Raw genomic sequence first — 13,855 nt, forward strand, 5'->3', positions numbered from 1 at the left:
TGGTTGGCGCTTCAATGGAACCGTGACGCCTCGGGATCAACCCCAAGGCTGTCACAAGCCGTGATCGAAGGTAACGATCCGACGGGGGTCGCTTGAGTGCCGTGCCGCCAGTGGCTTAGGGTAGGGGGGATGTCCCGCCCCTTCTTTCGTTCGTTCGCGACCCGGTGTCTGAGCGCAGCGGCAGCCAGCCTTGTGCTGCTGCTGTCGGTCGCGCCCGCGCAGGCGGCCGGCCTTTCAGAGACGACGGCCGCAGAGACGACGGCCGGGACGGACAGGCTTGCGCTGAACCGGCGGGTGTTCGACGCCGTGTGGCGCGAGGTCCAGCGCAGCTACTATGACCCGAAACTGCATGGCGTCGACTGGCGCGCGGCCCGCGAGACCTGGCGCCCCGTGGCCCTGGCGGCCCCGGATGACCGGCAGCTGTACCGGGCGATGAACGCCATGCTCGACCTGCTGGATGACGACCATGCGGCGGCTTTGCCGGCGGCATCGGTGCGGCGTCGGGACAGTCAGCGTCAGCGACGACCCGTCATGGGCATGACCCTGTTTGACCAGCCGGATGGTTCCCAGCGGATCGAACGCATTCGGGATGGCTCGCCGGCCCAGGAGGCCGGGATTGCACCGGGCTGGCGTCTGGACGCAATCAATGGCGAGCGCTGGGGGCCTGAGCTCGAATTGCCCGAGGGTACGGCGGTGGCCCTCCAGCTGGTCGATCAGGCGGGTGTGACGCACCGGATGTCCCTGACGCCGCGTCTGATGGACCCCGTCCCCGCCTTCAGTGTCGACCGGTCGCGACCCGGGCTGCTGGTGCTGCGGATCGATGCCTTCGAGGCCGGACTCGGGCGCTGGCTTGGCGCGCAGCTGGCCGAGCTGGCGCCGGACACCGATGTCATTCTGGACCTTCGTGCCAATCCCGGCGGGTTGCTGATGGAGGCCGACGCGGCGCTGTCATGCTTCCTGCCCGATCGTCAGGTCTGGGCGACGCGCACGGCGCGCTCCGGACGCTCGACCACGCTGAGGGTGCGTCAGGGGTGTGGGGATCTGAATGCCCCCGTCAGCAATGACCTCGCGGTCCTGGTGGACGGAAGCAGCCGCAGCGCCGCCGAGCTGACACCCGCCGCCTTGCAGGAAGCCGGTCGTGCCATTGTTGTCGGAGAGCATACGGCGGGGGCTGTGCTGATTTCGCAGGACACGACCCTGCCCGATGGGGGACGCCTGACCCTTAGCCGGGCCGATTTCCGGACGTCGGGCGGCGTTCGGCTGGAGAAGCGCGGCGTCTCGCCGGACGTTGTGGTGGAGTCGTCTGCCGACGACCTTGGCGTCGGTCGTGATCCAATTCTGGACGTTGCGATCGCGGCACTGGGTGCGGACAGGCTGCAGGTCCGGGCGGGGGCAGTTGCCAGCATGCCGTTCTAGGCGGGCGGGGCGTCCGCCTCGGCAGCGATGGTGCGCAGGGCCTGTTCAAAGACGTCGGCGGGCTGGCCGCCGGAGATCAGGTAGCGGTCGTTGATGATGACGGCGGGTACGCTCGTGATGCCGCGCGCCTGCCAGGCCTGTTCCTCGGCCCGGACCTCGGTGGCGTAGCGACCGGAGGCCAGGACGTCGGCGGCAGCGTCGCGATCCAGCCCCGCCTTATGGGCTGTATCCGCCAGGACGGCGGGGTCGGACATGTTGAGGCCATCGGTGAAATGGGCGTCGAACATGGCGTGCTTCAGGGCGTGCTGGCGACCTTCAACTCCAGCCCAGAACAGCAGACGGTGGGCGTCGAAAGTGTTCCAGATGCGGCTGTCGGGGCCGGTGCGCATGTCGAACCCGACCTCGGCTGCGCGGGCGTGGATCATGAAGCGGTTGCTGGCCGACTGTTCGGGCGTCGCGCCGTATTTCTGGCCGATGTGTTCGACGATGTTCTGGCCTTCCGGCGGCATGGCCGGGTTAAGCTCGAACGGCTGGAACCGGATCTCGGCCTCGACCACGCCGTCGAGCCGCCGGAGCGCCTCTTCCAGCCCGCCCAGTCCGACGATGCACCAAGGGCACATGACGTCGGAGACGAAGTCGATCTTCAGCGTTCGGGCCATGGCAGCAACTCCGGATCGTCGGCGCATACAGGCTTGAGAAGCAGCAGGCCAGTCAGGCCGGTTCGATCAGATCCCACGCATTGCCATACAGGTCCTCGAAGACCACGACCTTGCCATAGCTTTCATGACGCGGGGCCTCCCGGAAATGGACGCCCTTGGCCGACCAGTCAGCGTGGTCGCGCATCAGGTCGTCGGTCTGGAGGAACAGCCAGACGCGGCCACCGGCCTGATCGCCGACCTGGGCCCGTTGGGCGTCGGTGCTGGCCAGGGCCAGCAGCAGCGATGTCTGTCCGCCCTTCGGCGTCACGCGAACCCAGCGTTTGCCACCCCCCAGGTCGGTGTCCTCGGTAAGGTCGAACCCCAGCTTGCCCACATAGAAGGCGATGGCCTCGTCATAGTCGCGGACCAGCAGGCTGAGCGCGGACAGATGGCTCATGGCGCGGTGGCGGGCTCAGTGGCCGGGACGGGAAACAGGGTGCGAAGGGCCTCCATCGCCGCGCCGTGATAGATGGTGGCGTGGGTCTGGTGCGGGCGGGGCTCATAGGTCCAGACCAGATCCGCCGGAGCCGCCGTCGTCAGGCCCGCGACCAGGGCGTCCATGGCGGTCTGCATCTCGCCGCCCTCGTCGGCGATGGTCAGGATCAGCTTGCGCGGCCCCGCCGGATGGGCGGCCAGCAATGTCGCAGCCTGGGTGGCCAATTCGCCGTCGTCCCACCAGAGGCTGGGGCTGATGGCGACATAGTCATCGAACAGGGCGGGCTGTTTCAGGAACGTCTCGACCACGAACAGGCCCGCCAGCGACTCGCCCATCAGCACGGCCTCGCCATCGGTGCGGAAGGTCGCCTCGACGAAGGGCAGGGCTTCCTCGGTCAGATGCCGACGGAAGCGCGCGGACTGACCCTGGGTCGGATAGGCGGCGATCAGTTCGGGATCTTCGGACCTCAGCGCCAGCTCGTTGCGGCGATCACGAGAGGTGATCCCGATCACGATGATGTCGCGCGTGGTTCCGGCGATGGTGCCCAGCTGGGCCAGGCCGCTGATGTGGTGGAAGTCCTGATCGATCCCGCCATCCAGAATGTACAGGACCGGATAGCGCTGTCCGCTGTCGGCATAGCCGGGCGGAAGCCAGACGTTGATCTCGCGCGGCTCGTCCATGATCGCGGATGGCAGTGTGTACGACTGGCCGATGACGATCGGGCGCGAGACCGGTGCATCAGGCACCTGCGCCAGGGCGGGTGACAGGCTGCCGATTGCCAGGGCCATGGCCGTGGCGATCAGGCCCGGACGAGGCATCACACCCGTGCCTTGACCGCTGCCACGACGGCCTCGGCCGTAATGCCGAATTCGCGGTACAGGACCTCGGCCGGGGCCGATGCGCCGAAGGAGGACATGCCGATGAAGGCCCCGTCCTCGCCGATGAACCGTTCCCAACCCTGTTTCACCGCGGCCTCGACGGCGACACGGATCGTGCCGCGGCCGAGGATTGAGGCCTGGTAGGCCGCGTCCTGCTGCTCGAACAGTTCGAAACAGGGAACGGAGATCACCCGCGTGGGCAGGCCTTCGGCGTCGAGGGTGGCCGCGGCGGCGAGGGCGATGGCGACCTCGGTGCCCGAGGCGAACAGGGTGACTCGGGCCTCGCCTTCGGTCAGGTATTTCAGCTCATAGGCGCCGCGGGCCGAGAAATTCTCGCACCCGGCCTCGGTCCGGACGGCGGGCGTCTTCTGCCGCGACAGCGCCATGGCGGAGGGCGTGTTCCTGTGCTCCAGCGCCAGTTGCCAGCATTCCATGGCCTCCACCGTATCGGCCGGGCGGAAGACCAGCAGGTTCGGGATGGCGCGCAGGGCGGCCAGATGCTCGATTGGCTGGTGCGTCGGGCCGTCCTCGCCGAGGCCGATGCTGTCGTGAGTCAGCACATGGATGACCCGGATGCCCATCAGGGCCGCCATCCGGATGGCCGGGCGGCTGTAGTCCGAGAAGACCATGAAGGTGCCGCCGTAGGGGATGACCCCGCCATGCAGCGCCATGCCGTTCATGGCCGTGCCCATGCCGAACTCGCGGATGCCGTAGTTGATGTAGCGGCCCGCATAGTCGGGGCCGTCGAGGATGGGCGTGTCCTTGACGAAGGTGTTGTTCGAGCCGGTCAGGTCGGCCGAGCCGCCGATCATGTCGGGGATGGCCCCGAACAGCTGATCCAGGGCGGCACCGGACGCCTGGCGCGTGGCCTGGGCGGGTTTCGTCTCGATCAGCTCGGCGATCTTTGCGTTCAGGCCATCAAAGGCGCCCTCGGGCAGGTCGCCGCGCATGGCGCGGGTGAACTCGGTGGCGTGAGGCGACCGCGCCAGACGCGCTTCCCAGGCCTTGCGAGCCTTGCCGCCGCGCTTGCCGACCTTGCGCCAGGCGGTCTCGATTTCCGTTGGCAGGTCGAAGGGCTCGTGATCCCAGCTCATGCCCAGGCGGGTCGCGGCAATCTCTGCGGCGCCGAGGGCGGCCCCGTGGGTCTTGTGGCTGCCTTCCATCGTGGCCGCGCCCTTGCCGATCTTGGTACGGCAGGCGATCAGCGTCGGCTTGTCCTGTTTCGTGGCCCAGGCCATGGCCTTGGAGATGGCCTTCATGTCGTGGCCGTCGACCGCCTTCACCGCCCAGCCAGCCGCCTTGAAGCGTCCGGCCTGGTCCGTCGCATCCGACAGGCTGACCGCGCCGTCGATGGTGATGGCATTGTCGTCCCAGAGGACGGTCAGGCGGTTCAGTTTATAGCGACCCGCCAGTGCGATCGCTTCCTGAGACACGCCCTCCATGAGGCAGCCGTCCCCGGCGATGACCCAGGTGCGGTGGTCGACAAGGTCCTCACCGAAACGGGCGGCGAGGTGTCGCTCGGCGAGCGCAAACCCCACGGCATTGGCGAGGCCCTGACCCAGCGGACCGGTCGTGGTCTCGACGCCCGGCATATGACCCCATTCCGGGTGGCCAGCGGTCTTGGATCCCCACTGGCGGAAGTTCGACAGTTCGTCCTTCGTAGCCGCCTTGTAGCCGGTCAGGTGCAGCAGGGCGTAGATCAGCATCGATCCGTGGCCCGCCGACAGGATGAACCGGTCCCGGTCGGCCCAGTCCGGACGCGAGGCGTCGAACTTCATATATTTCGAGAAAAGGACCGTCGCCACGTCGGCCATGCCCATCGGCATGCCGGGGTGACCGCTGTTCGCCTTTTCGACGCCATCCATGGCCAGCACACGGATGGCATTGGCCATGGCCTCGGGCGAGGCCTTGGCAGAAGAGGTTTCGGACTTGGCCACGGCGGTGTCTTTCGTCGGAAGGCGGAAAAAGGACGGCGCGGGCGCTTTACCCCGGCGCGGCAACGCGTTCTATAAGAAATCTGGAGGGAGAGACCGATGGCTGATGCCACGACCGCTGCGAAAGAGCGTATCGATCAGGCTCTCGCCGCGCTGGAGCGCAAGGTGCTGGAGCTGAAGGCCCGCCCTGCAAGCGCCCCGCCGATCACCGACGACGACCTGTTTGCCCCGCGTACGCCGAACCCTGCCGATGCGGCGCGCATTGCCGCGCTGGAGGCCGCGGGCCGCGAGGCGTCGGACATGCTCGCTGAAGCGGCGCAGGCCATGCGTGGCCTTCTGAACGAGCCCGCCTGATGGCGACGGTCACGGTCGACATCAACGGTCGCCCCTATGCCGTCGGATGCGCCGATGGTCAGGAGGAGCGGGTCAAGACGCTTGCCCGGCTTTTTGACCGGAACGTCAGGAGCGTGGCCAGCGACGTGGGCCATGTCGGTGACCTGCGGCTTTTCCTGATGGCGGCCCTGGTGCTCGCGGACGAACTGCACGAAGCGAGGCAGGCGTCCGAATTGGCGGTGCCGCCGATCCCCGCCGCCGATCCCGAAGCGGGTGTCGCAGAGGCGCTGAACGCCGTGGCCGCGCGGCTGGAGAAGCTGGCGCAGAGCATCTGAGCCAGGCCGCTTGTTCGCGGCCTAAGTAGCGCCTATCTTGCTCCTTGGCGGGTCTTGCTGTGGCTCTCGTCGAAGGCAACATATCCTCGCGGCCTTAATTCACTCGAAGGGATCTGTCCCTGTCCGACCTCGTGGGGTCGAGCACACGGAGCCCACCTGGCTACCCAGGCTCGAGAGGATTTAAACCGTCCTTCACGGCTCTTATGGCGCCGCCAACCCATTCCACCCGAGCGATCGCGCTCGCTGCGTAACGGCCTTGCGATGACGTCCAAGCCCCAGTTGCGCGCGACCATGAGGGCCCTCCGCAAGCAACTGGCGGATGCCTTGCCGGACGCCAGCCAGCAGGTCGCGGACTTCGCAAAGGAACTCCCCCAAGCCTCCATGGTGGCGCTTTATGCTGCTGTTGGTCCCGAACTGGATCCGGAGCCATTGGCGAGGGCCTTGCAACAGACCGGACGGCGGCTGTGCCTGCCGGTGGTGACAGAGCGGGGCCAAGCCCTGATCTTTCGTTGCTGGACGCCGGGCGATCCGCTCGAGACAGACCTAGGCGGATGTCCGGCACCGCTGCCTTTGGCTGACGAGGTCATACCGGACCTGATCCTGACACCATTGCTGGCGTTTGACCGAAACGGCGGACGGCTGGGGCAGGGCGGAGGCTATTACGACCGGACGTTTGCTGCCCTGCCGGCCGTTCCCCGGATCGGCCTCGCCTATTCCGGACAGGCGGTCGAGGCGCTACCGATGGACGCGCATGATCAGTGGCTGGATGGCGTTCTGACGGAGGTCGGCTATATCGCGACCCGAAAGGTCACCTGACACATGAGACTGGCATTCTTCGGCGACGTGATCGGCAAGTCCGGTCGTGATGGCCTGACCGACCACCTGCCTGCGCTGAAGCGCGACCTGAAGCTCGACTTCGTGGTGGTCAATGCCGAGAACGCGGCAGGCGGCTTCGGCATCACGGAAAACACGGCGCGCGAGCTGTTCATGGCCGGGGCTGACTGCCTGACCCTGGGCAACCACTCCTGGGACCAGCGGGAGGCCCTGACTTATATCGTGCGCGAACCGCGCCTGATCCGGCCGGCCAACTATCCGCGACTGATGGATGCGCCAGGCGCCGGGGCCAATCTGTTCGAGACGCCTTCGGGCAAGACGGTGCTGGTCATGAATGTGCTGGGCCGTATCCACATGGACCCCAACGACGACCCGTTCAGCGCCGTGGACCGCGAGCTGAACGCCTGTCCGCTGGGTGTCGCGGCCGACGCCGTGATCGTGGACATGCATGCCGAGGCGACGTCCGAGAAGATGGCGATGGGTCATTTCTGTGATGGCCGCGCCAGCCTCGTGATCGGCACCCACACCCATGTCCCAACGGCGGACGCCCAGATCCTGCCGGGCGGTACGGCCTATCAGACGGACGCCGGGGGCTGCTGCGACTATGACAGCGTCATCGGCAACGAGAAGGAAGAGCCGCTGCGGCGGTTCACGACCCGGATCTCGGGCGGTCGCTACGCTCCCGCGCACGGCCCGGCAACGATCTGTGGCGTCTATGTCGAGACCGACGACCGGACCGGCCTGGCCACGCGGATCGAGCCGATCCGGGTTGGCGGGCGGCTGAAACAGGCGATCCCAGAAGCGGCCTGAAGATCATCGATTGACGGAACTGATTACGCATGTAATCTGAGATTACAGATGTAATCAAACGAGGATGTCATGGCCGTTCTGCACCGTCTCTCTCCCGCCCTTCTGGGCGTGCTGGTCGCGACGCCCGCCCTGGCCCAGCCGCAGGCCGTCACCCTCGGGACTATCTTCGGCGATGCCGCGCCAACGATGAAGCTGCTGATGGTCCTGCTGATCGCCGGAATGCTGGCCTCGATGGTCATCGCGGTCCGCAAGATCATGGCGGGCCCGGCCCTGGTCGGCGGCTCGGCCTTTCTGTCGGCGCTGAGACTGGGCGGGCCACTGATCGGCCTGCTGGGAGCCGCGTTCAATGGCGTCATGATCCTGATCGGCCTTGCGAATGTCGGAGAGCCCGTTCCCTTCGCCGTCATCGCCCCCGGCCTGGCCGAGGGAGCCACGATCGCCATGCTGGGCCTGCTGGCCGGGGTCATTGCCGTGATCTGCAACTGGGCGGTCGAGGCCCGGATCGATCGCGCCATTCTGAGGCCCTGAGCCCGGTCATGGCTGTCACTCCCATCCATGTCACCGAAGCCGAGAGCGAGATCCTGGCGGCGCTCTGGCGACGGGGCCCGCTGACGCCGACGGGTCTGATCGAGGAGGTGCGACTGGCCCAGCCCTGGGGCGATGCCACGATCAAGACCCTGCTGGGCCGCCTGATGCGCAAGAAGGCCGTACGCCCGGACCGCGATGATGGCCGGCTGACCTACCGCGCCCTGATCGACCGCGAAACCTATCTGGACGCCGAGGTTCAGGCGCTCGCCGATCGGCTGTTCGAAGGCCGGCTCGAGCGTCTGGTCGCCCATGTCGGTCGCTCGAGAGAGCGTCCCGATTAGGAACGCGGCGTCAGGCCGGCTGGAAGCCGGCCTGACCGGTCTGCCACAGCAGGAAGCTGTAGATGTCGGCGTCCAGGGCATCCAGCTGGCTACGGGTTGAGCCGATGCCGTGGCCGGCCTCGAAATCCACCCGCAGCAGGATCGGCCCGCTGTCCGGTGCCGCCGCTGCCCGGAGGCGCGCGGTCATCTTTGCGGAGTGCCAGGGTTCGACGCGCGGGTCGGTCATGCCATGAGGCATCAGCACGGCCGGATAGCGGGTCCCGTCGACGACGTGATGCAGGGAATCCATGGCGTACAGGCCCCTGAACCCGTCCTCGGTGGTGACGGTGCCGAACTCATCGATATTGCCGGGACCGTTCTGCGAGAACTCCATGCGAAGGGCATTGAGACAGCCGACCTCGGGCACGACGACCGCAAACAGGTCCGGCCGCTCGGTCAGGGCCCGGCCCATGGTGATGCCGCCGGCGGAGCCGCCCGCGATCCCCAGTTTGGCCGATGAGGTCCAACCGGCCTTGATCAGATGTTCGCTGACGTCGATCAGGTCGCGCCAGGTGTTGGGCTTGGTCAGCTTCTGGCCCGCGCGCCACCAGCGTTTGCCGTATTCCCCGCCACCTCTCACATGCGCCGTGACCAGAACGCCGCCCAGCGCCAGGAACGGCACGGCCCGGGTCGCGAAACCGGGCGTCGACGAGATCTGATAGGCCCCATAGGCATTGACCAGCGTCGGAGCCGAACCGTCGCGCACCAGGCCCTTTCTGGCGATGATCGAGACCGGCACGCGCGTGCCATCCCGCGCGGTGGCGAAATCGCGGATGGCTTCGAAGGGCGAGGTGTCGATGTCGGGCCTGGGCGAAAGCCCGGTGTCGGTGACGGTCCCGTCTGCACCGACCCGCCACACGCCGACCGGCTCCAGCCAGCTGGTCAGCCGCAGATAGACCCCGGGCTCGGATGTGCTGGCGTTGGTCTGAAGGATGGACCCCTCGAAGGGCAGGGGCACAGGCGTCAGCGTCCCGGACGGATTCACCCTGGCCAGGCTCTGGTATCCGCCCTCCATGAAGCTGACGTAGAGGCCGTCCCGGGCGTGGGCGAGGCCCTCGATCACCCGATCGCCGTGGGGGATGACCACCTCGGCGGCCGACAGATCGGGCGAGGACATGCTGACCTTCAGGACCTTGCCGTTCTCGGCGTCCCGTGTGCTGAGAAGATAGAGATCATCGCCCTTCCACCCGACGGTGGTGATCTCGTCTTCCAGCGTCGCGACAGGCTTGAACCGGGGCGTGCCGGCCACAAGGTCGGACAGGAGGGTGGACCAGACGGGGTTCTCGCGACGAACGCCGCCAAAGACGGCCACCAGCACATGATCCGACGTCGGGTCGGTGATCAGGACCGGGAACTCGGACGGGGTCAGGGGTATGGCGTCATACTTGCCCCGTTTCAGAATTTCGATGTCGGCCTCGGCCTCGGTGCCGACCCGATGGAGCCAGGCCACGCTGTCCTTGTAATAGTCGACGCTGCCCTTGGCGGCGTTTCCGAACCGCAGATAGAAGAAACCGGTGCCGTCCGGTAGCCACGATGGCGAGGCGTACTGCGTGCGGTCGATCCGCTCGGGCAGGATGGTCTGGTCCGCCACCCGCATGATGTGCAGGACGGAGTCTTCCGAGCCTGACGGGGACAGGCCATAGACGACATGCGATCCGTCGGGAGACGGCACCCACCAGTCCAGCGAGACATGGCTGCCGCCCGCCTTGAGCGCGTCCGGATCGACCAGGACCCGATCGACCGTGCCTTCGCGCACGATCAGGGCCGAGGTGTCCTTGCCCTCGGCGCGCTTGGTGTAGAACAGCTTGCCGCCCGCCGGGACCGGTGCCGTGGCGGTGGCATTCGATCCGGTCAGGGCCGAGATCTGCTCCAGCATCGCAGCCCGGCCGGGGATGGCGGCCAGCGTCGCCTCTGCGTGGGCGGCGTTGCAGCGCATGAACGGCTCCCAGTCGGGGTCGGTGCGGGTTTCCATCCAGCGGTAGGGATCGGTCACCGACTGCCCGAAGAAGGTTTCGGTCACGGGCTCGACGCGGGCGACAGGTGGCACCGGGATCAAGGAGCCGCGTGCCGCGACCCTCTGACCGGAGCCGGCGACCAGCGCCAGCGCTGCGGCACCGATCAGGAGTTTACGCCGTTCGACAAGCATGACCCGCCCCCTCGTCAACGGTCAGATCAACTCATGCGACGTCGCGCTTGTCAAACGACGTAATCTTGACAGACGATGGATCAGGCGGCGGTCAGCCGGGCGTCCCCGGCCTCGACCGCCAGCGTCTCACGCGTCGTCAGGACGCCATTGCGATCCTGGATCTGGTCCAGAACCTTGAACTCGGTCTGCCAGCGTTCCGGCGTTACGTCGCAGATTACATAGCCGCGCTGGCTGTTGCGGAATTTCAGCTGCGGGTTGGCGCTCAGGAACTGCGCCTGGTCCGGACGCTGGTCCTGACCGTCGCCGCCGGAGCTGATCGAGGTCGAGACGAACTCGGTCGCGATCGGGGCACCCTCGGGATTGCGGCCGTCCAGATAGAGCTCGCCGGCATAGTTCTGGTGCTCGTCCCCGGTCAGGACGACAGTATTGGCGATGCGGCGGTCGCGGATGTGGCGCAGCAGGCGCTCGCGCGGGACCCGATAGCCTGCCCAGCTGTCGGTGTTGACCCCGTAGTCCTCACCCGGATTGCGGTCCAGATCCATGACCATGATCTGCTGGGCCAGCACTTTCCACGTCGCTTCCGACCGGTCCAGATTGTTTAGAAGCCACGCTTCCTGGGCCTCGCCCAGCACCTGGGCCGTGCGGTCGTTGATGCCGTCGCAGCCACTGTTGAACCGGTCCTGACAGGGCTGATCGGTGCGGAACTGGCGGGTATCCAGCAGGTTCAGGTCCAGCAGGTTGCCATACTGGGCCCGACGATAGAGCTGCATGGCCGATCCGCGCGGGAAGGACGATTTCCGCAGCGGCATGTGTTCGTAATAGGCCTGCATCGCCGCCGCCTGTCGCAGGGCGAAGATCTGGGGATCGGTGCCGTCCTGATCGAGGTCCGAAACCCAGTTGTTATCGATCTCGTGATCGTCCCAGACGGTGAACCACGCCGCCGAAGCGTGCGAAGCCTGGAGGTCGGTGTCCATCTTGTACTGGGCATAGCGCTGCCGGTAATCGGTGACCGTATAGACCTCGCCGCCGATGTGGGTGCGGAGATTTTCGCGGGGTTCAAGCCCCCCGTAAACGCGGTTGCCGCGCCCTTCGTAGATGTAGTCGCCGTAGCAATAGATGAAGTCGAGGTCCTCTCCGGCGATCTTGCGATGGGCCGTGTAGTGGCCTGACTCATAGGCCTGGCAGCCGAGGACGCCGAACTTCACGGCGGCGAGGGCGGAGCCGACCACGGGCGTGGTCTTGGCCCGGCCGGTGCCCGAGCGTTCGCGACCGGCGGTGAAGCGATAGAAATAGGGCCGGCCCGGCTCCAGGCCGCCGACCTCGACGTGGACCGCGTGGCCCAGTTCGGGGCGGGCGACGGTGTCGCCCTTCTGCACCACACTGTCGCCGAAGCCCTGCTCGGTCGCGACTTCCCAGCTGACGGCCACGGGTTGCGACGGCATGCCGTGATCGGGTTCCAGCGGGCGGGGGGCGAGGCGGGTCCAGATCACGAAGCCGTCGGGCAGGGGATCTCCGGCCGCGACGCCGAGCTGGAACGGATTGTCCTCGAACACCATCTGCGCCATCGCCTGGCGCCCGGCGACCAGGGTCGCACCGCCTGCTGCCACGGTCAGCAGCAGGCCTCGCCGCGAAAGATCGATGCCGGCCATATGTTCACTCCAGACTGGGTTGCCCAACAGACCTAATAGGCCTTTGTGACAGTCGCTATGCGGCCGGCCGTCCGTCGCGCGCTCTCAGCCTCAGACGCATGGTCTCGCGCGATCGCAGGGTGATCTGGTGCACGGGTCGCGGCTCGACCGGCGTGATCGCTTCGACCTCCGCGACCTTCAGGATGGTAGCGAGGGCGATCATCGCTTCCTGCAGGGCAAAGGTCGCCCCGATGCAGACCCGCGGCCCGGCGCTGAACGGGATCCAGGCGTAGCGGTCCACGGATTTGCGGTTCTCGGGCAGGAACCGCTCGGGCCGGAAGGCGGCCGGGTCGTCCCAGAGCTTCTCATGCCGGTGCAGGACCCAGGGCGAGATAATGACCATCGTCCCGGCCTTGATGGCCTGTGCCTCGACGCCCGGACCCTCGATCACGTCCGGACCGATGGCTGTGCGCTCCAGCGTCGGAGCCGGTGGGAAAAGCCGCATGGACTCCTCGATCACGGCGCGCGTCCAGGCGAGGTTTTCGGCCCATGCCGAATCGGAAATGTCGAATCTGTCGGCCTCGTCCTTCAGCCGCGCCGCCGTTTCCGGGGCCCGCGAGATCAGATGCAGGGCCCAGCCGAGCGTGCGGGCCGTGGTCTCGTGCCCGGCCAGGATGAAGGTCAGGATGTTGGCAGAGACCTCCCGGTCCGAGAGGGCCGAGCCATCGGCCTCGTCGCGGGCTGACAGCAGGGCGCTGAGCAGGTCCTGCGGGGCGGCATCGCCCGACTCGATCCGGGCTCGCCGTGCCGCCACCAGGGCCGCAACACGCTTCTCGAAGAAGACGGCCGACTGGTAGGACGCCAGCCGTCCCAGGCGGGGTATCCAGTTCGGCGCATCCAGCACATCCAGCGGATCGATCCGTGCGCCGATGGACAGATAGCGGTTCAGGGCCTTTTCGAAGCCCGCCGCCTCGCCGCCCAGCTCGTCACTGAACAGGGTGGCTGACAGGATCTCGAACGTCAGGGTCGACATCTGACTGTCGATGTCCATGACCTGCGGACCGAACTTCAGGTCCCAGCCGGACACGCGGGCGGCGCACACCTCGGCCATACGGGTCGTAAGGCCGCGCATCCGGGCAGGGGTGAAGAGCGGGGCGAGGATTCGACGGCCACGCCGCCAGACGTCACCTTCGGTGAGCAGAAGTCCTTCGGATAGCAGAGGCCCCAGGATGCGCCGCTGGAGGTCGCCCTTGCGGTAGTTGGCGGCATTGTCGGTCAGGACATGGCGCACGCCAGCCGGATGGCTGACGACGATGACGGAGCCCAGCGGGCCTTCCCCGTACAGCTGCGGTTCCTCGAAATGCCGCTTCGACCAGGTACCGAGCGGATCGCGCCAGCTGTGCCAGAGGAAGGGGACGAGCGGCAGCGGGCCTTCACGCCGCGGGGGGACGGCGGGGCGAAACACGGGGGGCGACAGGGTCTCGGTCATGTCGCCAGTC

Annotated in this window: 14 protein-coding genes and 1 other RNA gene; 8 read left to right on the forward strand and 7 right to left on the reverse strand. The window is 67.1% G+C overall.

The genetic code is table 11. The features are described 5' to 3' along the window. Positions 1-129: 129 nt before the first annotated feature. Positions 130-1,416: a S41 family peptidase gene (locus tag GGR13_RS12440; protein WP_183213868.1), complete on the forward strand. Its 1,287-nt coding sequence runs from the start codon at positions 130-132 to the stop codon at positions 1,414-1,416. Here GGR13_RS12440 and GGR13_RS12445 read toward each other — a convergent pair. From GGR13_RS12445 to tkt, 4 genes are read right to left on the reverse strand one after another with little or no spacing between them, the layout of a single operon-like run. Then, the gene (locus tag GGR13_RS12445) at positions 1,413-2,075 is read right to left on the reverse strand and encodes a DsbA family oxidoreductase (RefSeq protein WP_183213869.1); all 663 of its coding nucleotides are present in this window, start codon (positions 2,073-2,075) and stop codon (positions 1,413-1,415) included. The two genes, GGR13_RS12440 and GGR13_RS12445, sit on opposite strands and share 4 nt — an antisense overlap. Positions 2,076-2,127: 52 nt before the next feature. Beyond that, on the reverse strand, positions 2,128-2,511 hold the full coding sequence (locus GGR13_RS12450; protein WP_183213870.1) for a VOC family protein: 384 nt from the start codon (positions 2,509-2,511) through the stop codon (positions 2,128-2,130). Next, on the reverse strand, positions 2,508-3,368 hold the full coding sequence (locus GGR13_RS12455) for an alpha/beta hydrolase (protein WP_183213871.1): 861 nt from the start codon (positions 3,366-3,368) through the stop codon (positions 2,508-2,510). The genes GGR13_RS12450 and GGR13_RS12455 overlap by 4 nt, the downstream gene beginning before the upstream one ends. Next, on the reverse strand, positions 3,368-5,320 hold the full coding sequence (gene tkt / locus GGR13_RS12460) for a transketolase (protein WP_221230708.1): 1,953 nt from the start codon (positions 5,318-5,320) through the stop codon (positions 3,368-3,370). Before tkt ends, GGR13_RS12455 begins: the two co-directional genes overlap by 1 nt. A gap of 141 nt (positions 5,321-5,461) precedes the next feature. Here tkt and GGR13_RS12465 point away from each other — a divergent pair, with 141 nt between their 5' ends. The 7 genes from GGR13_RS12465 to GGR13_RS12490 all read left to right on the forward strand — a co-directional run bounded on the left by GGR13_RS12465 (position 5,462) and on the right by GGR13_RS12490 (position 8,543). Beyond that, the gene (locus GGR13_RS12465) at positions 5,462-5,716 is read left to right on the forward strand and encodes a hypothetical protein (protein WP_183213873.1); all 255 of its coding nucleotides are present in this window, start codon (positions 5,462-5,464) and stop codon (positions 5,714-5,716) included. Further along, positions 5,716-6,030, forward strand: a complete 315-nt coding sequence (locus tag GGR13_RS12470) for a cell division protein ZapA (RefSeq protein WP_183213874.1) — start codon at positions 5,716-5,718, stop codon at positions 6,028-6,030. The genes GGR13_RS12465 and GGR13_RS12470 overlap by 1 nt, the downstream gene beginning before the upstream one ends. 51 nt (positions 6,031-6,081) lie before the next feature. Further along, positions 6,082-6,244: non-coding RNA, 6S RNA (ssrS, locus tag GGR13_RS16935), on the forward strand. Positions 6,245-6,291: 47 nt separating this feature from the next. Continuing rightward, positions 6,292-6,846: a 5-formyltetrahydrofolate cyclo-ligase gene (locus GGR13_RS12475; protein ID WP_183213875.1), complete on the forward strand. Its 555-nt coding sequence runs from the start codon at positions 6,292-6,294 to the stop codon at positions 6,844-6,846. Between the two features lie 3 nt (positions 6,847-6,849). Then, positions 6,850-7,674, forward strand: coding sequence for a TIGR00282 family metallophosphoesterase (locus GGR13_RS12480; protein ID WP_183213876.1), 825 nt, complete (start codon positions 6,850-6,852; stop codon positions 7,672-7,674). A gap of 69 nt (positions 7,675-7,743) precedes the next feature. Further along, the gene (locus tag GGR13_RS12485; protein WP_183213877.1) at positions 7,744-8,202 is read left to right on the forward strand and encodes a hypothetical protein; all 459 of its coding nucleotides are present in this window, start codon (positions 7,744-7,746) and stop codon (positions 8,200-8,202) included. Between the two features lie 8 nt (positions 8,203-8,210). Further along, the gene (locus GGR13_RS12490; protein ID WP_183213878.1) at positions 8,211-8,543 is read left to right on the forward strand and encodes a BlaI/MecI/CopY family transcriptional regulator; all 333 of its coding nucleotides are present in this window, start codon (positions 8,211-8,213) and stop codon (positions 8,541-8,543) included. A gap of 10 nt (positions 8,544-8,553) precedes the next feature. On the opposite strand, the gene GGR13_RS12495 is transcribed toward GGR13_RS12490, so the two are convergent. The 3 genes from GGR13_RS12495 to GGR13_RS12505 all read right to left on the reverse strand — a co-directional run bounded on the left by GGR13_RS12495 (position 8,554) and on the right by GGR13_RS12505 (position 13,845). Continuing rightward, on the reverse strand, positions 8,554-10,728 hold the full coding sequence (locus tag GGR13_RS12495) for a prolyl oligopeptidase family serine peptidase (RefSeq protein WP_183213879.1): 2,175 nt from the start codon (positions 10,726-10,728) through the stop codon (positions 8,554-8,556). A gap of 80 nt (positions 10,729-10,808) precedes the next feature. After that, complete coding sequence (locus GGR13_RS12500) at positions 10,809-12,377, reverse strand: alkaline phosphatase D family protein (protein WP_183213880.1); 1,569 nt, start codon at positions 12,375-12,377, stop codon at positions 10,809-10,811. A 55-nt stretch (positions 12,378-12,432) separates the two neighbouring features. Beyond that, positions 12,433-13,845, reverse strand: coding sequence for a cytochrome P450 (locus GGR13_RS12505; protein WP_183213881.1), 1,413 nt, complete (start codon positions 13,843-13,845; stop codon positions 12,433-12,435). Between the last annotated feature and the right edge of the window lie 10 nt (positions 13,846-13,855).

The organism is Brevundimonas variabilis (genome assembly GCF_014199945.1).
Classification (GTDB): Bacteria; Pseudomonadota; Alphaproteobacteria; order Caulobacterales; family Caulobacteraceae; genus Brevundimonas; species Brevundimonas variabilis.

Coding starts and splice junctions, on each gene's coding strand:
- GGR13_RS12455 (WP_183213871.1), bottom strand. CDS start 3,368: ATGCCTCGTCCGGGCCTGATCGCCACGGCCATGGCCCTGGCAATCGGC.
- GGR13_RS12470 (WP_183213874.1), top strand. CDS start 5,716: ATGGCGACGGTCACGGTCGACATCAACGGTCGCCCCTATGCCGTCGGA.
- GGR13_RS12490 (WP_183213878.1), top strand. CDS start 8,211: ATGGCTGTCACTCCCATCCATGTCACCGAAGCCGAGAGCGAGATCCTG.
- GGR13_RS12445 (WP_183213869.1), bottom strand. CDS start 2,075: ATGGCCCGAACGCTGAAGATCGACTTCGTCTCCGACGTCATGTGCCCT.
- GGR13_RS12450 (WP_183213870.1), bottom strand. CDS start 2,511: ATGAGCCATCTGTCCGCGCTCAGCCTGCTGGTCCGCGACTATGACGAG.
- GGR13_RS12480 (WP_183213876.1), top strand. CDS start 6,850: ATGAGACTGGCATTCTTCGGCGACGTGATCGGCAAGTCCGGTCGTGAT.
- GGR13_RS12465 (WP_183213873.1), top strand. CDS start 5,462: ATGGCTGATGCCACGACCGCTGCGAAAGAGCGTATCGATCAGGCTCTC.
- GGR13_RS12440 (WP_183213868.1), top strand. CDS start 130: ATGTCCCGCCCCTTCTTTCGTTCGTTCGCGACCCGGTGTCTGAGCGCA.
- GGR13_RS12505 (WP_183213881.1), bottom strand. CDS start 13,845: ATGACCGAGACCCTGTCGCCCCCCGTGTTTCGCCCCGCCGTCCCCCCG.
- GGR13_RS12495 (WP_183213879.1), bottom strand. CDS start 10,728: ATGCTTGTCGAACGGCGTAAACTCCTGATCGGTGCCGCAGCGCTGGCG.
- tkt (WP_221230708.1), bottom strand. CDS start 5,320: ATGGCCAATGCCATCCGTGTGCTGGCCATGGATGGCGTCGAAAAGGCG.
- GGR13_RS12475 (WP_183213875.1), top strand. CDS start 6,292: ATGACGTCCAAGCCCCAGTTGCGCGCGACCATGAGGGCCCTCCGCAAG.
- GGR13_RS12485 (WP_183213877.1), top strand. CDS start 7,744: ATGGCCGTTCTGCACCGTCTCTCTCCCGCCCTTCTGGGCGTGCTGGTC.
- GGR13_RS12500 (WP_183213880.1), bottom strand. CDS start 12,377: ATGGCCGGCATCGATCTTTCGCGGCGAGGCCTGCTGCTGACCGTGGCA.